Annotated in this window: 17 protein-coding genes; 7 read left to right on the top strand and 10 right to left on the bottom strand. The window is 67.9% G+C overall.

Annotated features, from left to right (window positions below; translation table 11 throughout):
• Positions 1 to 333 precede the first annotated feature (333 nt).
• The 4 genes from IFS44_RS13015 to IFS44_RS13000 are packed head-to-tail and all read left to right on the top strand — an operon-like array spanning position 334 to position 7,248.
• On the top strand, positions 334 to 666 hold the full coding sequence (locus IFS44_RS13015; protein WP_107931635.1) for a hypothetical protein: 333 nt from the start codon (positions 334 to 336) through the stop codon (positions 664 to 666).
• Positions 667 to 689: 23 nt separating this feature from the next.
• Positions 690 to 2,633 carry a sialate O-acetylesterase gene (locus IFS44_RS13010; RefSeq protein WP_192098735.1) on the top strand — a complete coding sequence of 648 codons (1,944 nt, stop codon included), beginning with the start codon at positions 690 to 692 and terminating at the stop codon, positions 2,631 to 2,633.
• A 41-nt stretch (positions 2,634 to 2,674) separates the two neighbouring features.
• Positions 2,675 to 5,347 (top strand): glycoside hydrolase family 3 C-terminal domain-containing protein, encoded by a 2,673-nt coding sequence (locus tag IFS44_RS13005; RefSeq protein WP_244650289.1) that lies wholly within the window; start codon positions 2,675 to 2,677, stop codon positions 5,345 to 5,347.
• Positions 5,344 to 7,248: an NPCBM/NEW2 domain-containing protein gene (locus tag IFS44_RS13000; RefSeq protein ID WP_192098734.1), complete on the top strand. Its 1,905-nt coding sequence runs from the start codon at positions 5,344 to 5,346 to the stop codon at positions 7,246 to 7,248. The genes IFS44_RS13005 and IFS44_RS13000 overlap by 4 nt, the downstream gene beginning before the upstream one ends.
• 18 nt (positions 7,249 to 7,266) lie before the next feature.
• Here the strand turns inward: IFS44_RS13000 and IFS44_RS12995 are convergent, their stop codons facing one another.
• From IFS44_RS12995 to IFS44_RS12975, 5 genes are all read right to left on the bottom strand, one after another.
• On the bottom strand, positions 7,267 to 8,832 hold the full coding sequence (locus tag IFS44_RS12995) for a family 43 glycosylhydrolase (protein WP_192098733.1): 1,566 nt from the start codon (positions 8,830 to 8,832) through the stop codon (positions 7,267 to 7,269).
• Positions 8,829 to 9,896, bottom strand: coding sequence for an alpha/beta hydrolase (locus IFS44_RS12990; RefSeq protein ID WP_192098732.1), 1,068 nt, complete (start codon positions 9,894 to 9,896; stop codon positions 8,829 to 8,831). Before IFS44_RS12990 ends, IFS44_RS12995 begins: the two co-directional genes overlap by 4 nt.
• Positions 9,897 to 9,947: 51 nt before the next feature.
• Complete coding sequence (locus IFS44_RS12985) at positions 9,948 to 11,525, bottom strand: alpha-N-arabinofuranosidase (RefSeq protein ID WP_192098731.1); 1,578 nt, start codon at positions 11,523 to 11,525, stop codon at positions 9,948 to 9,950.
• Positions 11,526 to 11,683: 158 nt separating this feature from the next.
• Positions 11,684 to 13,177: a family 43 glycosylhydrolase gene (locus IFS44_RS12980; protein WP_244650287.1), complete on the bottom strand. Its 1,494-nt coding sequence runs from the start codon at positions 13,175 to 13,177 to the stop codon at positions 11,684 to 11,686.
• A complete protein-coding gene (locus IFS44_RS12975) occupies positions 13,167 to 13,946 on the bottom strand; it encodes an acetylxylan esterase (protein ID WP_244650285.1) in 780 nt (259 codons plus the stop codon). Before IFS44_RS12975 ends, IFS44_RS12980 begins: the two co-directional genes overlap by 11 nt.
• Before the next feature lie 226 nt (positions 13,947 to 14,172).
• On the opposite strand from IFS44_RS12975, the gene IFS44_RS12970 reads away from it, so the two are divergent.
• Complete coding sequence (locus IFS44_RS12970) at positions 14,173 to 16,779, top strand: glycoside hydrolase family 9 protein (protein WP_192098729.1); 2,607 nt, start codon at positions 14,173 to 14,175, stop codon at positions 16,777 to 16,779.
• Between the two features lie 19 nt (positions 16,780 to 16,798).
• On the opposite strand, the gene IFS44_RS12965 is transcribed toward IFS44_RS12970, so the two are convergent.
• From IFS44_RS12965 to IFS44_RS12945, 5 genes are all read right to left on the bottom strand, one after another.
• Positions 16,799 to 17,866, bottom strand: coding sequence for a 5-(carboxyamino)imidazole ribonucleotide synthase (locus tag IFS44_RS12965; RefSeq protein ID WP_183936780.1), 1,068 nt, complete (start codon positions 17,864 to 17,866; stop codon positions 16,799 to 16,801).
• A gap of 11 nt (positions 17,867 to 17,877) precedes the next feature.
• Positions 17,878 to 18,333 (bottom strand): 5-(carboxyamino)imidazole ribonucleotide mutase, encoded by a 456-nt coding sequence (purE, locus tag IFS44_RS12960; protein WP_192098728.1) that lies wholly within the window; start codon positions 18,331 to 18,333, stop codon positions 17,878 to 17,880.
• A gap of 278 nt (positions 18,334 to 18,611) precedes the next feature.
• Positions 18,612 to 19,298 (bottom strand): 2,3-diphosphoglycerate-dependent phosphoglycerate mutase, encoded by a 687-nt coding sequence (gene gpmA / locus IFS44_RS12955; RefSeq protein ID WP_192098727.1) that lies wholly within the window; start codon positions 19,296 to 19,298, stop codon positions 18,612 to 18,614.
• A gap of 91 nt (positions 19,299 to 19,389) precedes the next feature.
• Positions 19,390 to 20,541 (bottom strand): M14 family metallopeptidase, encoded by a 1,152-nt coding sequence (locus IFS44_RS12950; protein ID WP_244650283.1) that lies wholly within the window; start codon positions 20,539 to 20,541, stop codon positions 19,390 to 19,392.
• Entirely contained in the window at positions 20,538 to 21,152 is a 615-nt protein-coding gene (locus tag IFS44_RS12945) for a hypothetical protein (protein WP_031395071.1), read from the bottom strand. The genes IFS44_RS12950 and IFS44_RS12945 overlap by 4 nt, the downstream gene beginning before the upstream one ends.
• 157 nt (positions 21,153 to 21,309) lie before the next feature.
• Here IFS44_RS12945 and ykgO point away from each other — a divergent pair, with 157 nt between their 5' ends.
• On the top strand, positions 21,310 to 21,435 hold the full coding sequence (gene ykgO, locus IFS44_RS12940) for a type B 50S ribosomal protein L36 (protein ID WP_003046794.1): 126 nt from the start codon (positions 21,310 to 21,312) through the stop codon (positions 21,433 to 21,435).
• A gap of 4 nt (positions 21,436 to 21,439) precedes the next feature.
• Complete coding sequence (locus IFS44_RS12935; protein ID WP_192098838.1) at positions 21,440 to 22,075, top strand: HAD-IA family hydrolase; 636 nt, start codon at positions 21,440 to 21,442, stop codon at positions 22,073 to 22,075.
• The last annotated feature ends 16 nt before the right edge of the window (positions 22,076 to 22,091 follow it).

The following is a 22,091-nucleotide window of genomic DNA, read 5'->3' as shown; positions in this document are numbered from 1 at the left end:
ACGCCAACAGATATAGCAACGTCGAACCGTACTCTGCGGCAGGCGTCCAAGCGCGTTCAGCCGCCGCATCATGCCGTTCATGGTCCAGCCTCGCCCGGGCGGCCATCCAGCCCATAGTCTTGTCAATTGTGCTCCACATCGCATGGCGCTCTGGCATTTGAGAGCTGTTTTGGATTCACTCCGACAAATACTTGCAAAGCCCGACATCCGGGTTAGTGTGAGCGCTATCGCAAATGCTAAATTGCACATCTCCTTCTGAAGTCGGAGACATGCAATTCGGTCGCCCATGCCTCACGCACGATGAGGCAATGCGACCCATGAGGGGAGGTCAGGATGGGCTCGACGACGTCTGCTGCTTCCACCGTTGCGGCCCAAAACCCGACGCTCGCCCGCCGTGGCCCTGCAGTCGCGCACGTGATCAGCGTTGCCGCGCTTACCTGCGCGCTGCCCGCCTTCGCGCAAGACATTGCCATTCAGAGCAACACGCTACCCCTGCCCGCAATAGACGGGGCTGGTAACGACATAGTCGTCAGCCTCCGCGCACGCACGGCGGTGATGCCCGGCTCCATCGAAAACGACGCCCCGACACACCGTCTGGTGGCCAGCCCGCCTCACCACCGCGATCGTATCCACCGTTTCGTTCGCTCCGGGCTCCAGCCCGTCTGACCTGCCAGAGGACCCATCGAATCATGCAACGCCTGCCCGTGCGTCTCGCCTTCGCCGTCCTTCTCGCCAGCAGCGCGTCCGCCGCGCTGGCCGCCCCGCGCCTCGACGGCGTGCTGACCGATCACGCGGTGATCCAGCGGGGTCAGCCGATCGCGCTGTCCGGCGACGCCGCGGCGGGGGAGACGGTGATGATTACGCTCGCGGGGCGTTCGGTCACGGCAAAGGCGGACCGAGCAGGCCGCTTCGTTGCGGAGCTGCCCGCGCTCGACGCCGGCGGTCCCTATGATCTGACGATCGCGGCGCAGAGCGGCGCGGCGGTGCTGCACGATGTACTGATCGGCGATGTCTATCTCTGCTCGGGCCAGAGCAACATGGAACTGGCGGTCAGCGAGGCGCAGGACCTGATCCCCGACGCGCATGCACCCGTCGACGCCGGCCTGCGCCTGCTGACCATCCCGAAGCGCGCCGCGGCGACGCCGGCCGCGCGGCTCGACGATGCGGTGCGCTGGACCGTCGCCGGCCCCAAGAGCCAGCCCGCCTTCTCCGCGGCCTGCTTCTACATGGCGCAGGCGCTCCGGCGGAGCGCGGCCGTGCCGATCGGTGCGATCCATGCGAGCTGGGGCGGGTCGCGGATCAGCGCGTGGATGAGCGATCCCGCGCTGCGGCAGGCGGGGCTCGGCGACCAAGCGGATCTGCTGGCGCTCTATGCCCGCGATCCCGGGGCGGCGAACCGGCGTGCGATGACGCTGTGGGAGACATGGTGGCGGACCGGATCGGGCGACGCGGTCGGCCGCGAGCCGTGGCAACCCGGCGCCGCGCTCGACTGGCAGGCGGTGCCCGCGATGACCAATTTCGAGACCTGGGGCATCGCCGACCTCGCCAGCTACAACGGCATGCTGTGGTATCAGCGCAGCGTCGAGATCACCGCCGAACAGGCGCGCGGTCCCGCCACGCTCGTGCTGGGGACGATCGACGATGCCGACCGGACCTGGGTCAACGGAATCGGTGTCGGCGGCAGCAGCCTCGCCGCCCAGTCGCGCGTCTATGCGCTGCCCGTCGGCACGCTGAAGGCCGGGCGCAACGTCGTCACCGTCAATGACGACGACGTCTATGCCTATGGCGGGATGACCGGTCCTGCGGACACGATGCGGATCACCTTTGCGGACGGCAGCAGCGTGCCGCTCGGCGACGGCTGGCGCTATGCGAAGGCGCGGCGGATCGCGGGTTCCGCCCCCCGGGTGCCGTGGGACGACATCAACGGCGCCGGGACGCTCTACAATGCGATGATCGCACCGCTTGGCCGGACGCGCGTCGCCGGGATCGCCTGGTATCAGGGCGAGTCCGACACCGGCATTCCGGGCTATGATCAGCGTCTCACCGCGCTGATCGCCGACTGGCGCACGCGTCTCGGCAGCCCGCAGGCCGGCTTCGCCATCGCCCAGCTCGCCGGCTACGGCGCACCGTCCTTTGCGCCGGGCGAGAGCGGCTGGGCCACCGTGCGCGATGCGCAACGTCGCGTCGCCGCCGCGGATCGCCACGCCGGCGTCGCGGTCACGCTCGACATCGGCGATGCACTCGACATCCATCCGGGTGAAAAACATGCGGTGGGGCAACGCCTTGCCCAGGTCATGCGGGCGACGGTCTATGGCGAACGGATCGCACCCTCGGGCCCGGCCCTCGCCCGTGCGCAGCGTGCCGCCGGTGGTGGCGTCGCGCTCGACTTTTCCGGCGTGACCGGCGCGCTGCACGCAAAGAGCGCACGCGAGGCGATCGGGTTCGAGCTGTGCGGTGCCGCCGCCGCAAGCTGTCGCTACGCATCCGGCACGGTCGTCGGCACGCAGGTGACGCTGCCCGGCGACGGCCAGCCCGTCACGCGGGTCCGCTATGCCTGGTCGGACGCGCCCGCGATCAATCTGGTCGATGATGCAGGGCTGCCCGTCGGCCCGTTCGAAACGCCGCTATCGTGACGCGCCGGCGGCGACGTCCGGCGAGCATGGGGGAGACGATGATGCGCGAGAGTATGATGCCCACCCGGCGCGCGGCGATTGGCCCGTCGCTCGCGCTTGCGATGGCGCTCGTCGCGGCCCCCATCGCTGCGCAGACCAGCCCGGCCGCGCCCGACCAGGCCACGGTCATGGCCACCGCGCTCGTCTCGCAGCTGCGCGCGGACGAGAAGCTGCCGCAACTGCTCAACGTAGCGCCCGCCATCCCGCGGCTCGACATTCCGGCCTATAACTGGTGGACCGAATCGCTCCACGGCGCGATGGGGCCGATCGCGACGACCAATTTCCCCGAGCCGATCGGTCTGGCCGCCAGCTTCGATGCGCCGCTCGTCCAGGCGGTGGCCGGCGCGATCAGCACGGAGGTCCGCGGGCTTCACACGCTGGCGCGCGAAACCGGGCGGGTCGGGCATATCGGCACCGGGCTCGACAGCTGGTCCCCCAACATCAACATCTTCCGCGATCCGCGCTGGGGACGCGGCCAGGAAACCTATGGCGAGGATCCCGTCCTGACCGCGGCGATGGGCGTCGCCTTCGTCCGTGGCCTGCAGGGCCCCGATCCCGAGCACCCGCAGGTCATCGCCACGCCGAAGCATTTCGCCGTCCACAGCGGGCCGGAAGCCACGCGGCACCAGGCCAATGTCTATGTCTCCGCGCACGACCTTGAGGATACGTTCCTGCCGGCGTTCCGCGCAGCAATCGTCGACGGACAGGCGGGGTCGGTCATGTGCGCGTATAACCGCATCAACGGCCAGCCCGCCTGTGCCAGTGACCCGCTGCTCAAGACGCATCTACGCGGCGCCTGGGGGTTTTCGGGCTATGTCGTGTCCGATTGCGACGCGGTGAAGGACATTGCCGACAACCACAAATATGCCCCCGATGGCGCGGCCGCGGTCGCCGCGGCACTGCGCTCGGGAGTCGACAATGAATGCAGCGGGGATACGCTCAGCGACACGGCGGGGCTCGACGCCCGCTATCGCACCGCGTTGCAGCGCGACCTCGTCACCCAGGCCGATATCGATCGCAGCCTCGTCCGCCTGTTCGCGGCGCGCTACCGCACCGGCGATCTGCCCGGTCTGGCCGGCGCGCCCGCGGCGGTGTCGGTCGACGCGGTCGGTGCCGCCGAGCATCGCCGGCTCGCGCTGACCGCCGCCGAACGGTCGATGGTGTTGCTGAAGAATAACGGCGTCCTGCCGCTGCGCGCCGGGACGAAGGTCGCGGTGATCGGGCCGCTGGGCGACGCCACGCGCGTGTTGCGCGGCAACTACGCATCGCCCTTGTCGGGCCCCCCCGTCTCGATCGTCGAGGGTCTGCGCACGACGCTGGGCACTGACAGAATCACGCTGGTCCCGTTCGGTGAATCGGTGACCGACGGCGACCGCGTTCCGACCACCGCGCTGCAGACCCCCGATGGCAAGCCGGGCGTGCTCGCACGCTATTACAACCCGGTCGCCCCGCTGCCGACCGCTTTTGCCCCCGGCACGCGCGACGCGATCGTCGCGGCGGTGCGGTATCGGGACACCCCCGTCGTGACCCGGATCGAGCCCGATGTCGGCGACCGTCAGCTCGCGCTGGCCGGGGTCGCGGACGTGCACCGGACGATCCGCACCGGATTTCTCATTCCCCCCGAAACCGGCACCTATCGCCTCGGCCTGTCGGGGGCGGGCGGCGTGCTGGCGGTCGACGGGGTGGTCGTGTCGGACCGTCGCAAGGCGCGCTGGAACGATCTGCCCGGGATGAAGACGCTCACGCTCACCGCCGGGCGACGCTACCGCATCGAGGTCGACGGCGGCGGCGGCGATCTCGTCTGGAAACGCGTATCGGACGATCCCGCCGCCGCGCTGAAACGCGCCGCCGCGGCGGCCGACATCGTCGTCGCGGTCGTCGGCCTCACCTCCGATCTCGAAGCCGAGGAAACCGGCGTCAGCGTCCCGGGCTTTGCCGGCGGCGACAAGACCACGCTCGACCTTCCCGCCGACCAGATCGCGATGCTCGAACAGGCGCGCGCCGCAGGCAAGCCGATCGTGCTGGTCGCGATGAACGGCAGCCCGATCAACCTCGCCTGGGCCAAGGATCACGCCGCCGCCATCCTAGAGGCCTGGTACCCGGGCGAACAGGGCGGGCTCGCCGCGGCCAATATCCTGACCGGCCGGACCAATCCGTCGGGCCGGCTGCCGCTGACTTTCTACCGCAGCGTCGCCGATCTGCCGCCGTTCGGCGACTATGCGATGGCCGGACGCACCTATCGCTATTTCACCGGAACGCCCGTCTATCCGTTCGGGGCGGGGCTCAGCTACACGCGCTTCGCCTATGACTCGGTCCGGGTCGAACCCGCGCCGGGCGGGGCGGAGACCGGCGTCCGCGTCACCGCGCGGCTCCGCAATATCGGCAAGCGCGCGGGCGCCGAAGTCGCGCAGCTCTACCTCGATTTTCCCGACCGGCCCGGCACGCCGCGGATCGCGCTACGCGGATTTCGCCGCGTCGACCTCACCCCCGGAGAAACCCGCATGCTCAGCTTCGACCTGTCGCCGCGCGACCTGAGTTCGGTCGCGCTCGACGGCACGCGATCAGTCGCTGCCGGCACGTACCGCGTGACGCTGGGGTCGGGCCAACCCGGCACCGGCGTTCCGGGCGCGACGACAAGCTTCACCACGCGCGCCTCCGCGGCACTGCCACTATGATCGCCCGCTCGGCCCTGCTGCTCGGCACCGCGCTCGCATTCGCCGGCGCCGCCGCTTCACCCGCCCACGCCGCCCCGCGCGATCCGCTTGCGGCGACCGGCCGGTGGAGCGCGAATGCCGATGGCCACGCCCCCGTCCCGCCGATGGGCTGGAATTCGTGGAACGCGTTCAACAGCGATGTCGACGAGGAGAAGGTGCTCGCCTCCGCGCAGGCGCTGGTCGACACGAAGCTGGCGACGCTCGGCTATCGCTACGTCAATATCGACGATGGCTGGTGGCTGAAGCGCCGCCAGCCCGACGGGCGGATGATCATCCGCACCAGCCATTTCCCGTCTGCGGCGACCGGCGCCGACACCAGCTTCCGCCCGCTCACCGACCGGCTCCATGCGATGGGGCTGAAGGCCGGGATCTATTCGGACATCGGCCGCAACAGCTGCGGCCAGATCTACACCCCCGATTTCAAGAACCAGCCCGAAGGCAGCGTCGCCGAACGCGAAGTCGGGCTCTACGGCCATGTCGATCAGGACATGAAGACCTATTTCCGCGACTGGAATTTCGATTTCATCAAGGTCGATGCCTGCGGTATCCGGGGGCTGCCCGCGGATGCGCCGCGCGTGCGATCGGGCCTGTATCGCGCGCTGTCACCGCTGGTCGACATGCAGTCGCTCGGTCGGTCCGACGTCGCGGGTATCCGCCGCCTCTACGAAGATGTCGGGGCGGCGATCCGCGCCGAGGCGGCGGGACGTCCCTATGTCTACTCGCTGTGCCTCTGGGGCGCGGGCGACGTGCGCGCCTGGGGCAAGGACGTCGGCAACACCTCGCGCACCAGCGACGACATCCAGCCGCTCTGGCCGCGCATGCTGACCAATATGGACACCGTGACGCACCGTGCGCTCTATGCGCATCCCGGGTCGTGGAACGACGCCGACATGCTGTTCGTCGGGTCGGGCGATTTCGATCGCAGCCATCTCGTCGAGGCGCGCGCGCATTTCACGCTCTGGGCGATGTTGAACTCGCCGCTGATCATCGGCTATGACCTGCGCAAGCTGACGCCCGATCTGCTCGCGATCTTCGGCAATGCCGACATCGTCGCGCTGAACCAGGACCCGGCCGGCAACCAGGCGGTGCTCGCCTATGACTCGGACGAGGTGCAGATCCTTGTCAAGACGCTGGCCGACGGCAGCAAGGGCGTCGCCGTCGTCAACCGGACCGCGCAGCCCGCCAAGGCAACGCTGACCGCCGAGCATCTCAAGCTGCGCCCCGATACCGATGTCCGGTTGCGCGACCTGTGGAGCAAGGCGGACAGCAGCTTCCGCAAGGATATGGCCCTGTCGCTGGCCCCGCACGAGACGCGCGTGTTCCGCGCCGCGGGCACCCGGCGCCTTTCCGAAGGGCTCTATCTTTCCGAACAGACCGGACGCGTCAATCCAGCGGTCGACGGGGTGGCGTCGCCCCAGGCCGATCCGACCATCCACCATTCGATCACCCCCTGGATCGGCACGCACGGCCCGAGCGAGCATGCGCAATATGGCGGCTGGGGCGGGGCCGAGGCGGACCGGGCACCCTATGGCAAGCTGCTGCGGATCGCCGGGACGGACTTCGACACGGGGCTCGGCGTGCTCGGCCAGTCGCGTCTCGAGGTGCGCAACGCCGGGTTCACGCGCTTCGCGACGAAGGTCGGCGTCAACGATTCCGGCACCCCCAAGGCAGGCACGGTCACGTTCGAGGTCTGGGGCGACGGGCGCCTGCTCGCGACCTCCCCGGCGATGGCGTTCGGCATGGCGCCCGCGCCGCTGCGCGCGGACATCAAGGGGGTGCGGATCGTCGAACTCGTCGCCCGCGGCAGCACCGCGACCGCGGCGCAGCCCGTCGCCTGGGCGGACGCGGCGCTGCTGCGATAGGCGGCGACCCGCCTTCGCCTATCGGGCCGCGCCGCCCGCCGGTGCCAGTCGCGAGAGGCGGAAGCTGTCGATGTCGATCCAGCCGGTGCTGCGGGCGGGCGCGTAGCAGAACAGCGCGAACTGCTCGCCCTGGAACGTGCCGGTCTGCCATGCGAAGGCAAGCGGGAAGTCACCGCCGAGCCCCGTCCAGCGAACACCGTCCGCGCTATAGGCGACCCGGCCCCGGCTCGTCGTGAAGTCCATGTCGGTGCGCAGCCCCAGTGTATTACCCTGCGGCAGGTCGGTGGTGGCACGCGTTTCGGTCTGCGCCCCCTCGACCCGGTCGGTCGTCACTTCCATCGCGACCCGTGCCCGGCGGTTCGCGTCGCGCGTCACGGTCAGGTTCGCGCTGATCTGTCCCAGCGTGCCGAAACCGCAGCGATCGCCGGGCGCCAGATGGCCGATATCCAGCTTCACCTCGCCGCGGCTCGCGGGCCCCTGCCCCTTTTGCGTCAGCGTGTTGCGCGCGGACCAGAAGCGTTCCGCCACGGTCGGGCGCAATCGCAGCCAGCCGGGGCGTGCGGCAAGCGACCAGCGCTCCGGGTCGGGATTATGGTTCCACTGCCATTGCAGCCCGAGCCGCCGCCGCCCGAAGTCGTCCGACGTCGCGGGCTCGGCAAAGCGATGGCCCGCGATCGGCTTGGCTGCCTGACGCGGCACGCGGCCCGGGGCGGCGGGCGTACCCCAAACCGGCCAGTCGTCGCGCCAGAAGACCGGGCTGATATTGGTCATCCGCCCGATCGCGCCGCTATCCTCCATCACGAACCCGAACCAGCGCCCGCCCGGCAGATCGACCAGCGCGCCCTGATGCCCGCCGGTCGTGTCGTCGATCTGGTCGCGGGTTTCCCACGGCCCGAACAGGCTGCGCGACCGCGATACGGAGAGTGCGAGCCGCGGCGGCAGCGCGTTGAACAGATAATAATAGTCGCCACGCCGCAGCAGCTTCGACCCTTCCGCCCCCTTGATATAATGGATCTTGCGTGATGCCGTGACGTGCGCGAGCGCACGATCGAGCGTCAACAGCGTGATCGTCCCGTCGGCGGTGCTCGCGGTGGCGAGATAGGCGCGGCCGTCGGGCTCGATGAACAGGCCGGGATCGAACGCCTGGCGATCGAGCTCGTGGTAGCGCCACGGGCCGCGCACATCCCTGGCATACCAGATCCGCGTATTCTGCCCGACCGGCGTGTTGGCCAGATAATAGGTGCCCGCGTGATAGCGCAGGCTCGAGGCGTAGAGCCCCTTGCGATAGGCGTTGCCGCCGACCAGGTCATATTGCGGCCGACCCTCAAGACGCGGCACCAGATGCGACGTGATCGTCCAGTTCACCAGGTCGCGACTGTGCAGGATCGTGATCCCCGGCGTGTTCGCAAAGGTCGTCGACGCGAAATAATAGTCGCGGCCGACGCGGATGATGTCGGGATCCGGATAGTCCGCATAGAGCACCGGGTTGCGGTAGCTGCCATCGCCCTGATCCGACCGCCAGACCTGCGCCGAGGCCGCGGTCGCGAGGAGCAGGGCCGCGGCGATCGCCGATCCCGCCTTCACTTGCCGAACGCCAGCGCGCGCGCGAAGAACGGCATCATCTGGTCCTGCACACGTCCCGCGACGCCACTGGTATGATCGCCCGGATAGATCACGAAGCCGTTGGCGATACCGTAGCGGTCTAGCGCCTCGTGAAACTTGACCGCGTCGTCCTTCAGGCCGTCGCGGTCGCCCACGTCAATCCCGATCGCGGCATAGCGGCGCAGGTCACCGGCATATTGGTCGAGCATGGCGAGCGGGGCGTTGGCGGCCCAGCGCGCGGTCACGTCGGGCTGGGGCTGGCCGTCCTTGACCGGCAGGTCGAGATAGAGCGGCGGGGCCTTGGGATTGGGCGACCAGGCGGCGGCGGTCGCGAGTTGCGCCCGCACGCCCCAGGGCAGTGTCGCGCCGTCGTTGGGCGACTTCAGCGCCCGGATCATGGCCTCGACCGCAGCATCGGGGGTGTCCAGCGCGCGCGTCGACAGGCAGCAGGGGCTCATCATGTAAAGCGCGCCGAAAATATCGGCATGCTTCATCCCGATCCGTGCGGTGCCATAGCCGCCCATCGAATGCCCCGCGAGGCCGCGACTGCGCCGATCCGCGATCGTCCGGTAATGCGCGTCGACATAGGCCACCAAGTCGTGCGCGACGAAGAGCTCGAAATCGCCCACCGTCACCGATCGCGAATAAAAGGATCCGTTATGCACCGTCTTGCTGTCGGGCAGCACAACGATCATCTCGCGGACGCCCTTGGCGAACGCCCCCTCGATGGTCTGCGGCACATGGATCTCGCCGATCCATTGCTCGACGCCGATCGAATAGCCGTGCAGCGCATAGACCACGGGATAGCGTTTGCCCGGACTGGTCCGGTAGCCGGGCGGGAGGATGACGATGACCGCGCGGTCGGGACTATTCCCCTCCAGATTGCCGGTGATAGCGGGTGAATGGACGGTGATGCGATCCACCGTGACGGCCTTCGCGCCTGCCACGACCGCAGGCGCCGGGGTCTTCACCTGCGCGCCCGCACTCCCGATCGATGCCAGCCCCAGCGCCGCACCCAGCAGCCACGTTCCACCACGACTCCGCATCGCATCCCCCATCCATCATCGCCGCCGAACACGTTATGCCCGGCCGGCCGGTCAGCGCAGATCGAGCACCAGCACCGACTTTGCCGGGACGGTCACGCTGAGCGTTCCACCCGCGATCCGGGCATCGGCAAAGGGCTGCGGGGTCACCGCATCCGGCGAATCGAAGCTGTTATGCGCGTCCATCGTCGGACCGGTGACGATCCGGCCGCTCGCCTGGGTCGCCTGCAACCCCGTCAGCGCGACCGAGACCGGCATCGCCCGATTGGGGTCGAGGTTGACCAGCGCGACATGCACCTGCCCCGCCGCGTCACGCACCGCCGACGCGCTGACCGCGGGCACCGCCACCTCGTCCTTGTGGTACCAAGGCGAAGTCAGCGTGATCGGCAACGACGTCGCGCCCTGCCACGGCTTGTACAGGTCGAACACCCAATAGGTCGGCGTCTTCACCATCCTGGCGCCGTCGGTCAGCAGCATCGCCTGCAGCACGTTCACCATCTGCGCGATCGCCGCCATCTTCACCCGGTCGGCATGGCGCGCGAAGATGTTGATGTTGAGCCCCGCGACGACCGCATCGCGCACCGAATTCTGCTGCTCGAGAAAGCCCGGATTGCTGCCCGGCGTCGGGTCATACCATGTCCCCCATTCGTCGACCGCGAGCATCACGCGCTTGGCGGGATCATATTTGTCCATGATCGCCGAATGCTTGGTGATGAACTCCTCCATCTGCAGCGTGTGCGCCATGGTGCTTGCCCATTCGCGCTCGGCAAAGCCCAGCGCCGGCCCCTTGTCGGCCCAGTTCTTGTCGCGCGGACGCGTGTAGTAATGCAGCGCGAGTCCGTCGATATTCTTGCCGGCGATGCGCATCATCGCCTCGGTCCATTCATAGTTGGAATCGCTCGGGCCGCTCGCGATCTTGAGCATCGGGCCGTTGGCGGACTTGGCGAACTGGGCATAGCGGTTGGTCAGATCGGCGGCATATTCCGCACGCATGTTGCCGCCACAGCCCCATAGTTCGTTGCCGATGCCGAGATACTGGATCTTCCACGGCGCGGCGTGGCCGTTGCGCTCGCGCTCCTTGGCCAGCACCGTGCTACCCTGCGGCGCGGTCATGTATTCGACCCATTGCGCGGTCTCGGCAGGCGGTGCGCTGCCGACATTGGCCGAGACATAGGTGCTGCCGCCCAGCCGGTCCATCAACCCGAAATATTCGTGCGTGCCGAAACTGTTATCCTCGTTGACGCCGCCCCAGTTGGTATTGACCTTGGTCGGCCGCGCCTTGGTCGCGCCGATCCCGTCACGCCAGTGATATTCGTCCGCAAAACAGCCACCGGGCCAGCGCACCATCGGCACGTTGATCGCCTTCATCGCCGCGAGCACGTCGCGCCGATAGCCGCCGTCATTGGGGATCCGCGAGTTCTTGCCAACCCAGATGCCGCCATAGATGCCATGACCGAGATGCTCGGCAAACTGCCCGAACACGTCGCGGTGGATCTGCGGGCCGGGCTTGTCGGCCTGCAAGGTCGCACTGGCCGTCTCCGCCGACAGGGTCTGCGCTGCGGCGGCGCCGGACAGCGCCGTCCCCGCAAGGATCAGCGGCGCGAGCAACGACGCTGCGGTAATGCGTCCCATGCTACGAGGGCGGATGGCGCACGACCGTGCGAGGCGAGGACTGATCCGGTTCATGCTCTCCCTTTCGGCCCCTTGGCGAGGCCCCGTCTTTTGAAGTTAATAGTAGGAGTAGTCGACTCTACGCATCCGTCAACTGCGCTTGGCGACCGACGGCCGTGTCAGGGTCGCTTGAACGTCCACCGTCCCGCCGGGCTTGCCGGATCGAATGCCGCAAGGGTCGGCGTGCTCGCACCGATCGCGACCAGCGCGAGATCCCGCCCGTCCCCGGGCACGACCTTCGGTTTGATCCGGTAACTGCCGTCGGTGAGCTGATCGATCTGCCATAGGGGCTCGGCGCCTGCGGTGGCGGCGGTGATCGTCTCGACCTCCCCGTTCGGGGTGGCGGCAAGCATGCGCGACGTGCCTGCGATCGCGATCCGGTAATAGGGGGCGCCGAAATATCCCCCCGCCGCGGGCACCGGCGTGATCGTCCACAACTGATGCGGCCGCACCAGATAGTCCGCCAGATCCACCCGGATCCGCCCGCGTGGCCAGTCGGCAGAATCCTGAGCCAGCGTCTGGTCGGGGATCGGCCCGACCGGATCGGTCGCGGCCGCCATGAAACTGCGGCGGACGTCGAACGGAATGCGGACGATATCGGTCGCCAGACTCAAGGCATAGCCGCTGCGCTCGGAGGCGATCTCATAGGTGCCCGGCGCCACCGTCTCGCCCACGACCGGCCAGCCGTCGGTCCACCGCAGGGGTTCGATCGCAAGGACGCTCCGACCGCTGCGATCCATGTCGGCTTCATAATGCAGCGACAGCTTCTCGATCCCGCCGGCGAGCGCGATCCGTCCGAAATGCCCCGGTCCGATGCGGCGGCCGCGCGCGTTGACGACCATCTTGCCGCCGCCCCGCAGCAGCGGGATCCCCATATGGTCGAGATAGGGGCCAAGCGGGCTGCGCGCCCGGCCGGCACGAATGTGATAGGTCGAATTGGGCCCGTCGCAGCACGTGCCGTGCGTCCCCAGCAGATAATAATAGCCGTCGCGATACAGCATCGCGGTGGCCTCCATGTCGATCGCCACGTCGACGGGGGCGTTGCCCGCCATGCGCAGTCCCGTCTTCGGGTCGAGTTCGATCATCCGGATCGGGCCGAAATAGGTGCCGTAGGTCAGCCACAACCGCCCCTCGGCGTAGAGAAACGCAGGATCGATCGCATCCGCCGTCTCGACACCGTCGCTCGACGCGACGACGCCGATGTCGTGGAACTTGAAACGCGGCGATGCCGGATCGAGCGACAGCGTCCACATCATCTTGACCTGGCTGGCATGGCCGCCCCCCATGCCCCCGCCGCCGACCGCATAGGCGACGTAATAGCGGTCGCCGATCCTGATGACGTCGGGCGCCACGCCGCCGCCCGGCCGCTCGGGGCCGCCATGCCAGGTCCAGCCGTCTTCGGACACCAGCCCGCCGCCGCGGGTGCCGAACGTGTAGTATTTCCCGTCCGACAGCGTGACGGTCGAGGGATCGTGAATGAAGGGTTCGCCCGCCAATTGCGCGGCGGCGGGCGCTGCGCCCGCAAACCCGAGGCACACCGCGATCAGTCCGCACCGCATCCGGGTACCTCGCTGTTGCCGATCCGCGGTATCGCGACGGGCGCTATCGAACATGGGTCGTCAGATCGGTGATCGGGCGGCCGGCTTCGTCGACGAAGCGGACGCAGAAGCTGCTCAGCCCGGGGCCGTTGATCACCGCGCCGCGGATGACGTTGCGTCTCTTGCGGAGCGTCAGGCGATCCGACAGCACGTCGTCCATCACCATGCGACGGTCGTTGAACAGCCCGACCGCCTCGGTGCCGTTCAACCACCAGATCGATGCCGCATTCGAACCGACCGCCAGGCGGACGTCGCGCTGCTCGCGGGGGCTGTCGACGATCGTTACCGCCCAGAATATCACGCCATAGGCCGGCGCCCCCAGTGCCTTGGCGAAGTCAAACAGTTTGACGTCGAACGCCCTCGAATCAAGCGCATGCCAGCGCAATGGCCCGGCGGCCGTCTCGACCTGCCCGTCCCTCGGGATTGCGGTCGGCGACCCCGGCTGGGATGCGGTCAGGGCCTGCCGGACATAGGTGGCGGTAAAGCCGGTGTTCGTGCGATTGGGTTTGGCGATCGGTTCGAGCAACAACCAGCGGCGCAGAAAGCCGTCGCGGTCGGGCGTCGTCGTCGCCTCCGACACCGCCGTGAAATAGGGCGCCAGCGCGGGTGGTATCGGTCTGGCCGCAGTCTGGGGATCCGCCACGGCGGCGATTGAGTCCGGACCTGGCCTCGCCAAGGGCTCCGCCGCCGTGCCGGGCGACAGGCCTGCCAGCAACGGCACGCATGCCCAGTGCACAAGCGATCCCCGCGGTGCGCGACTTCGATCGGTGATGAGCCCCGTCATCTCTCTCCCTCCGCCACGGCATCGGGTCGATCCACCGGCGCCTTCGCCCGATGCCTGCCCTGCTCGTAAGGTGCGAACGTAAGTCGATACCGCTATCATGTCCAGCCGCGTATCGGCTGGCTTTCCAGGTCCTAATGACATGGTAGCGCCGCCAGAAGTTAGCGCTATAGTCTGAGTAAGATTGACCGATCAGCAATCGGCGATACCGGGACTTGGGAGAGGGTATATGACGGGAACGGCTTGGTTTTGCCTGCTGGGGACACTGGTTTCGACCGCGACGCCCGGCGTGGCGCGTGCACTAGCACGCGACGCCGCAGCCCCGCAGGATGCCACCGCACGACCACGTATCACCCCTGCCCGCACAGGTCGGGCTCCACGCCCGGACGCGGTTGCACCGACGCTTGGCGAGGCGGGCTATTACGAGGCGCCGGCCGTCAACGTGCTGGTCTTCTCGAACTGGTATGACGGGCTGTTCGCCGATTCGAAGATCAGCGGCGTCGAGATCATCCAGCAGGGCGAACGGATCGCGACCAATGGCGATGTGCGCCTGTCCGCCACGCCGGGGCAATGGGATGCGACCGCGCGATTCGTCGACCGGCAGGTCGATCGCGCGGCCGGCACCGTCACCGTCACGCTCGAATATCCCGACTATAACTGGCGATACCGGATCCGCTCCTCGACCAAGGGCGCGGCCGTCGCGCTGGCGGTGATCCTCGACGCGCCGGTTCCCGCGGCGCTTGCGGGCAAGGCGGGATTCAACCTCGAATTCCTCCCCGCCGCCTATTTCCACCACGGCTATATCGCCGACGATGGCAGCGGCGTCTTCCCGCTGCACCCCGCCGACACGATGACCGCGACGCCACAGCGCAATGCGGCGAGCGGTCGCGCCGAGGGGCTTGGCGCAGAGCCGAACGCCATTGCGCAGGGCACCCGCTTCGTCCTCGCGCCCGAGGATCCCGCCCGCCGCGTGACGATCCGCTCGAGCGCGCCGGTGCAGCTGTTCGACGGTCGTAATCAGGCGCAGAATGGCTGGTTCGTGCTCCGCTCGCTCCTGCCTGCCGGGCGGATCGGGACCGTGCTCGAATGGGAGGTTCAGCCGAACAGCGTCCCGGGCTGGCTGCGCGCGCCCGTGATCGCGCATTCGCAGCTCGGCTATGCCCCCGGCGCACGCAAGGTCGCGACGATCGAGCTCGATCGCAACGATCGCACGACGGCACCGGCGCGGTTGCTCCGGGTCGGCACCGATGGCAGCACGACCGCGGTCAAGACCGCACCGGCGACCCGCTGGGGCGATTATCTGCGCTACAATTACCGGCAGCTCGACTTCAGCGACGTCCGCCAGCCCGGGCTCTACATGCTCGAATATGGCGCAACGCGCACCGCGCCGTTCCGCATCGCCGACGACGTCTATGCGGGCGCATGGCATCCGACGCTCGACGTCTACTTCCCCGTCGCAATGGATCACATGTACGTGAACGAGGGCTATCGCGTGTGGCATGGCGACGCGCACCGCGACGATGCGCGCCAGGCGCCGCTGAACCACGAACATATCGATCTCTACGCGCAGGGTCCGACCACCGATACAAAGTACAAGCCGGGGGAGCATATCCCCGGTCTCGCGGTCGGCGGCTGGTTCGACGCGGGCGATTTCGACATCCGTACCCAGTCGCAATATCAGGTCGTCCGGTCGCTGGTCGACACCTGGGAACGGTGGCGCCCGACGCGCGACACGACCGCGGTCGACTGGACCCGCCGCCGGACCGAGATCCACGTCCCCGACGGCACGCCCGATCTGCTCGAGCAGATCCGCCATGGCACGCTCCAGCTGGTTGCCCAGTTCGATGCGGTCGGCCATGCGATCCACGGCATCGTCGAGCCCGACGTCGCGCAATATACGCATCTCGGCGACGCATCGACCAAGACCGACGGGCTGATCCATGATCCGGCGCTGAAGCTCGGCGAGGAACGCGGTGGCCGCAGCGGGACGCCCGACGATCGCTGGGCCTTCACGACCAAGGCCTCGGCACTCAATTATGGTTCGATCGCCGCGCTTGCCGCCGCATCGCGCTCGCTTGCCGAAGCCGATCCGGCATTGGCCAAGACGGCGCTGGGAATCGCGACGCGCATCTGGGCGGAGGAGCAGACTCATGCCCCCGACCTGTACCAGCACGGCAACACCACCGGTGGCCCGCTCGACTCGGAGCGGTTCGCCGCCGCTGTCGAGTTGCTGCGCACGACGCGCGACCCGCGCTTCGCCACCGCGGTCCAGACGCTATGGCCGGCGATGGAGCGGCGCTTCGCGTTCAACCTGCGCGACGCCGTCGCCGCGATCCCGCTTATGCCGCAAAGCTATCGCGAGGGCATGATCCCCGCGGTCCGCGCCTATGCGGCGGCGACGGTCAAGGCGGCGGCGGCAAACCCGTTCGGCGTGCCGATCACGACGGGGGGCTGGGCTGGTAGCGGCACGGTGATCGCCGGTGCGCTGAACGCCTATGCGCTGCACAAGGCGTTTCCGGACATCATGCCCGCCGATCCGGTGTTCCGCGGTGCGGAGTTCCTGCTGGGGCATCACCCCGGTTCGGACATCTCGTTCGTGTCGGGTGTCGGGACACGATCCAAGGAGGTCGCATACGGCAACAACCGCGCCGACTTCTCGTTCATCGCCGGCGGCGTGGTGCCGGGCGTCCTGATCGTGAAACCCGATTTCCCTGAAAATCACGAGGACTGGCCGTTCTTCTGGGGCGAGAATGAATATGTCATCCCCGAAGGCGCGATGTGGATCGAACTGGCGCACGCAATGCAGGATCTTGCGGGCAAGCCCCCGGCGAAGTGACGCGCAGCGGGTGCCGCGCCTAGCGCCGCACCCGCGTGACGTGACCCATCTTGCGGCCGGGCCGCGCCGTCCCCTTGCCGTAGAGGTGGAGATGCGCGCCCGGTTCGGCGAGCAGATCCTGCCAGCGATCCACGTCGCTGCCGATCAGATTCTCCATCGTCGCCTCGCGCCCGGTCAGCGTCGGTGCGCCGAGCGGCAGGCCGCAGATCGCGCGAATATGGTTCTCGAACTGCGAGCATTCGGCGCCCTCGATCGTCCAGTGCCCCGAATTATGCACCCGCGGCGCCATCTCGTTGAACACCGGCCCGTCCGCGCCGACGAAGAATTCGCAGGCCAGCACGCCGACATAGTCGAGCTCGGTCGCGATCCGCTCGGCGAGCGCCGCCGCCTCGTCCGCCTGCGCCAGCACCGCGGCGGGCGCGGGCACGGTAGAGTGCCGCAGGATCGCATCGCGGTGGAGGTTGAGCGGCGGCGCGTAGCGGACGATGCTGCCATCCAGCCCGCGCGCGATCAGGATCGAGAATTCATGCTCGAACGGCACGAACGCCTCGAGCACTGCGGGGCCGCCGATCGCATCCCAGGCGTCCTGTGCACCCTCGGGCGCATCGATCTTCACCTGCCCCTTGCCGTCATAGCCGAACCGCGCGGTCTTGAGCACCGCGGGCGTCCCGACGCGCGCCAGTCCCTCGCGCAGGCTCGCAAGGCTGTCGACCGCCGCCCATTTCGCGGGCCGGCCACCGACGCTCTCGACGAAGCGCTTCTCGCCGATCCGCTCCTGTGCGACCCGCAAGGCGCGCGGGCTTGGATGCACGGGCACACGGTCGGCGAGCCATTCGACCGGCTCGACCGCGATATTCTCGAATTCATAGGTCACCACGTCGCAGGCGTCGGCAAAGTCAGCGAGCACGATCCGGTTGTGATAATCGGCGCGCGTCATCGTCGAGGCGGACTGCGCGGCGACGCTCTCCTGGTCGGGGGCGAGCACATGCGTGTGATAGCCGAGCTGCGCCGCGGCGGTGGCAAGCATCCGGCCGAGCTGTCCGCCACCGAGAATGCCGATGGTCGATCCGGGGGGAAGCGGCGTCATGTCGGCGTCTTTCAGGCTGGGTCGGTGGCGACGGAATCGGTCTGCGCGGCGCGCCAGGCTTTCAGCCGCTCGGCCAGCGCATCGTCGGCGGTCGCGACGATCGCCGCGGCGAGCAGCCCCGCGTTGATCGCGCCGGGCTTGCCAATCGCCAGCGTGCCCACCGGGATGCCGCCGGGCATCTGGACGATCGACAGCAGGCTATCCATGCCCTTCAGCGCCTTGGATTCGACCGGCACGCCGAGCACGGGCAGGTGGGTCATCGCGGCCGCCATGCCGGGCAGATGCGCCGCGCCGCCCGCGCCCGCGATCACGACCTTCAGGCCCCGATCGGCGGCGGTGGTCGCATAGTCGTAAAGCCGCTGCGGGGTACGATGCGCGGAGACGACCCTGGTCTCGTACGCGACACCGAGCGCATCGAGCGTCTCGGCGGTGTGGCGCATCGTCTCCCAATCGGAGGTGCTGCCCATGATGATGCCGATTAGAGCCAATTTCGCCCCCCGCTTCAGGAAGCGCCGTGCCTAGCGACGCGGGGGGACGAGGGCAACGCTGTTGGTGGCATCGTACGGATCGACCGGCAAACGCGATTGCCGCCATTTCCGACCGCACTCCCCGGCGGAGGCCGGGGTCCAGTTGGGGGATGCCGTCAACGAAGCACGGCGCCCCGTTACTGCTACCTTTCCAACTGGGCCCCGGCCTTCGCCGGGGTGGCGCATCTCGCCGGCGTGGGTCATTCGAGAAGAAAGGCTTACCGCTCGCTCAGATAGTAACGATCGGTCGCGTTTAGGTTCGCGTCCAGATCGTACACGATCGGCTGACCCGTCGGAATCTCGAGGCTCGTGATCTCGTCGTCCGGGATGTTCGACAGGTGCTTGACCAGCGCACGCAGCGAATTGCCGTGTGCCGAGATCAGCACGCGCTGTCCGTCCTTCAGCGCCGGCGCGATCCGCGCGTCCCAATAGGGCAGCACGCGATCGATCGTGTCCTTCAGGCTTTCGGCCTTCGGAATGGTGATGCCGTCATACCGCCGGTCCTTCGACAGGTCGAACTCGCTGCCATCCTCGAGCGGGGGCGGCGGCACGTCGAAGCTGCGGCGCCAGATATGGACCTGCGCGTCGCCGTGCTTGGCCGCGGTCTCGGCCTTGTCGAGCCCGGTGAGCCCGCCATAATGCCGCTCGTTCAGCCGCCAGTCCTTCTCGACTGGCAGCCAGAGCCGCCCCATCGCCTCGAGCGCGATGTTCAGCGTCTTGATCGCGCGCGTCTGCAGGCTGACGAAGGTCTGGTCGAAATCGAGCCCCTTGGCCGCCATCAGCTCGCCGGCGGCCTTGGCCTCGGCCTCGCCCTTGGCGGTCATTTCGACGTCCCACCAGCCGGTGAAACGGTTTTCGAGGTTCCAGCTGGACTGGCCGTGGCGGATCAGGACGAGTTTGGGCATGCGGGCTCCTGCAATGGCGAGGGACGAAATGGAAATGCGGCGATTGCCCCCTAACCGTCATCCTGACGAAAGTCAGGCTGACGGTTAGGGATCAGATCGCGTCGATTACATCCGCGAGCGTCTCGAGCATGGCATGCGCAAGCTGCTTCGACCGTTCCGGCGACCAGCCAAATTCGGCATCGGGATTCGCGTCATGATCCTTGAACGGCATCTCGAGCGTCATCGACACCGCGCCGAAGCGCTCGGCAAGCTGGTTGGTCGACATCGACAGGTTGGCGGTGCCGGGCGCGGATTTGGGATAGCCCTTCTCGGTCTGGAAATCGGGCGTATGCGCCGCGAGACGGCGGCCATAATCGTAGAATTTCTCGCCGTGTGCATCGGTCCAGGACGGGATGCCCTCATAGCCCGCGATGAAGTTCGCCGGGATCGCCTCGTCGCCATGAATGTCCATCGCGACGTCGACGCCGGTCACGTCCATCGCGTTGCGGACGCACAAGACTTCGGGGCTCTTTTCCGCGCTCGGCGTCGCCCATTCGCGGTTGAGGTTCACCCCGACCGCATTGGTGCGCAGATGCCCGCGGTACGTGCCATCGGGGTTCATGTTCGGCACGACGTGGAACGTCGCCTTTTCCAGCAGCGTCGCGGTCACCGGGTCGGCCGAATCGGTCAGCCGCTCCAGCGCGCCCTCCATCCACCATTCGGTCATCGATTCGCCGGGATGCTGGCGGCCATAGATCCACACCTGCTTGAGCCCGGTGCCGATCGTGAAGGCATCGATCGCCTGCCCGTCGAGCGACTGGCCAAGCTCGCGGTGCGTGACGCCCGGCAGCAGGGCGGTTCGCGCGACCAGCGCCGCATGCATCTCCATCGTGTACGGCGCGAAATAAGCGAACCAGGCGAGGTCGGTCTCGGCGGTGAAATCGAATTCCAACACGCCATCGGCGTAGCGCGTTTCGATCATCCGCCACGCCTGCCGATCGGTGCTCGCCCGCGCCTTGTAACCGGGCCAGCCGAACGGATAGGCCGAACTACCGGCATTGAGGATCCGGTAGCTCAGCGTCCGGCCCGCCGCCCCCGCCACGCGGAAGTAGAACCACTGAAAATAGTCGGAGTCACGGTCCTTGACGATTTCCAGGTCGATCCGGTCGCCATCGACCCGCACGAGACGGATATTGCCGCCATCGAAGGCGGCGTTGATGGCGAGAGGCGTGGTGGCGGCGGCGGTCATCGGGCGATCGTTCATTTCACCTGGATAGTGCGACCGGACTCGCCGGGGAACCCCGCGAACAGCGCGCTGGCGAGCTTTTCGGCCTGGATCTGGCTCGTCGCATCGGGCTTCCTTGCGTCGGCGAAGGTCTGCGCGCGCCCCTCCCAGACCGGCGACTGGTCGAGCGACCGCTTGATCGTCACCGCCATCTCGGTGACCAGAATCGCGTCGCGGCCGCCCCCGCCGATCGGGAAGCCGACCCCGCCGCCAAGCCCCACACCGCCGCCGCCCCGGCCGCCGCTGAAGCCACCGCCGCCGATCCCGACGCTGAACGGCGACCGCTTGGGCGGCCCCGCCTGCGTGGTACGCGTAAAGGCGACGGTCGCGATCAGCATCGGCTTGGCACCCGGCGCGGGCGGGTTGTACCCGACCTTGATCAGCTGCCCCTGCACGGCGGCGGCATAGCTCTTGAACTCGAGGCTCGCCGGCGCGCCCGCGGTCAGCGGCTGTACCGCGATCGTGCCGCGGTCGAGTGGCTCGCCGAGGTGATAGCGCAAGACCTCGGTCGGCGGCAGCGACGGACCGGTCGCGCAGGCCGTGAGGGATGCGCCCGCCAGCGCGAGAACCATGATCGAACGAACCGCCATCGGGACTTCCTTAGAATGTTGCGCTACAGTAACGCTTGGACCAGCCGGGAGGGTTCCCGGCCGGAACGAGTGCGTCTGTTGCTTGACTTGGACACACCCCGCCATTAGGCGATCCCGTCTTTCCGCACACCTAGATTTGAAAAGAAGCGAATCGATCATGAAGATCCGCAATTCCCTGAAGTCGCTCAAGGATCGTCACCGCGATAACCGCGTGATCCGTCGTCGTGGCCGTACCTACGTCATCAACAAGACCAACCGTCGCTTCAAGGCACGCCAGGGCTAAACCCCTGAAGACCAGCGTCATTTTTGACGTCGGTCGTGTCCTGTACGATTGGGATCCCCGGATCCTGTACGAGCGCCTGATCGATGACGATCGGGCGCTCGACGCGTTCCTGCGCGATGTCGTCACGATCGACTGGCATTTCCAGCATGATGCTGGTCGCGACTTCGCCGACACCTCGGCGGAGCTGGCCGCGTTGCATCCGCAGCATGCCGACCTGATCGCCGTCTGGGGCCCGCGCTTCAACGAGAGTATCGGCCCGGCGATTGCGGGGATGCACGAACTCGTCCGCGATCTCGACGCGGCGGATGTGCCGCTGTTCGCGATCACCAATTTCAGCCACGAATTCTGGCCGCCGTTTCGCACCCGCGAATCGGCGATGTTCGACCGCTTCCGCGACATCGTCGTGTCGGGCGACGAGAAGATTATGAAGCCCGACCCCGCCATCTATCGGCTCGCGCTCGATCGATTCGGCGTGCGTGCGAACGAGACGGTGTTCGTCGACGACAATGCGGCCAATATCGCCGCCGCACGCGCGCTAGGGATCGAATCGGTGCTGTTCACCGATGCCGCCAGCTTCCGGTCGCGACTCGTTGAACTGGGCCTGCCGATTGCCGCTACGGGCGAGACGCCCCCGCGCTGAACCGTGCGCGCACGAC

This window comes from Sphingomonas sp. CFBP 13706 (assembly GCF_014842355.1).
Lineage (GTDB): Bacteria > Pseudomonadota > Alphaproteobacteria > Sphingomonadales > Sphingomonadaceae > Sphingomonas > Sphingomonas aerolata.
The sequence above is the reverse complement of the archived record's forward strand: the minus strand, read 5'-3'. Positions and strand labels throughout refer to the sequence as shown.

Excerpts from the sequence above, each read along its gene's own strand:
- purE (WP_192098728.1), bottom strand. The coding sequence starts at position 18,333 with ATGGGCAGCACCTCCGATTGGGAGACGATGCGCCACACCGCCGAGACG.
- IFS44_RS13005 (WP_244650289.1), top strand. The coding sequence starts at position 2,675 with ATGCGCGAGAGTATGATGCCCACCCGGCGCGCGGCGATTGGCCCGTCG.
- IFS44_RS12945 (WP_031395071.1), bottom strand. The coding sequence starts at position 21,152 with ATGGCGGTTCGTTCGATCATGGTTCTCGCGCTGGCGGGCGCATCCCTC.
- IFS44_RS12970 (WP_192098729.1), top strand. The coding sequence starts at position 14,173 with ATGACGGGAACGGCTTGGTTTTGCCTGCTGGGGACACTGGTTTCGACC.
- gpmA (WP_192098727.1), bottom strand. The coding sequence starts at position 19,298 with ATGCCCAAACTCGTCCTGATCCGCCACGGCCAGTCCAGCTGGAACCTC.
- IFS44_RS12990 (WP_192098732.1), bottom strand. The coding sequence starts at position 9,896 with ATGCGGAGTCGTGGTGGAACGTGGCTGCTGGGTGCGGCGCTGGGGCTG.
- IFS44_RS12965 (WP_183936780.1), bottom strand. The coding sequence starts at position 17,866 with ATGACGCCGCTTCCCCCCGGATCGACCATCGGCATTCTCGGTGGCGGA.
- IFS44_RS12950 (WP_244650283.1), bottom strand. The coding sequence starts at position 20,541 with ATGAACGATCGCCCGATGACCGCCGCCGCCACCACGCCTCTCGCCATC.
- IFS44_RS12980 (WP_244650287.1), bottom strand. The coding sequence starts at position 13,177 with ATGTTCGATAGCGCCCGTCGCGATACCGCGGATCGGCAACAGCGAGGT.
- IFS44_RS13015 (WP_107931635.1), top strand. The coding sequence starts at position 334 with ATGGGCTCGACGACGTCTGCTGCTTCCACCGTTGCGGCCCAAAACCCG.
- ykgO (WP_003046794.1), top strand. The coding sequence starts at position 21,310 with ATGAAGATCCGCAATTCCCTGAAGTCGCTCAAGGATCGTCACCGCGAT.
- IFS44_RS13010 (WP_192098735.1), top strand. The coding sequence starts at position 690 with ATGCAACGCCTGCCCGTGCGTCTCGCCTTCGCCGTCCTTCTCGCCAGC.
- IFS44_RS12975 (WP_244650285.1), bottom strand. The coding sequence starts at position 13,946 with ATGACGGGGCTCATCACCGATCGAAGTCGCGCACCGCGGGGATCGCTT.
- IFS44_RS12985 (WP_192098731.1), bottom strand. The coding sequence starts at position 11,525 with ATGGGACGCATTACCGCAGCGTCGTTGCTCGCGCCGCTGATCCTTGCG.
- IFS44_RS13000 (WP_192098734.1), top strand. The coding sequence starts at position 5,344 with ATGATCGCCCGCTCGGCCCTGCTGCTCGGCACCGCGCTCGCATTCGCC.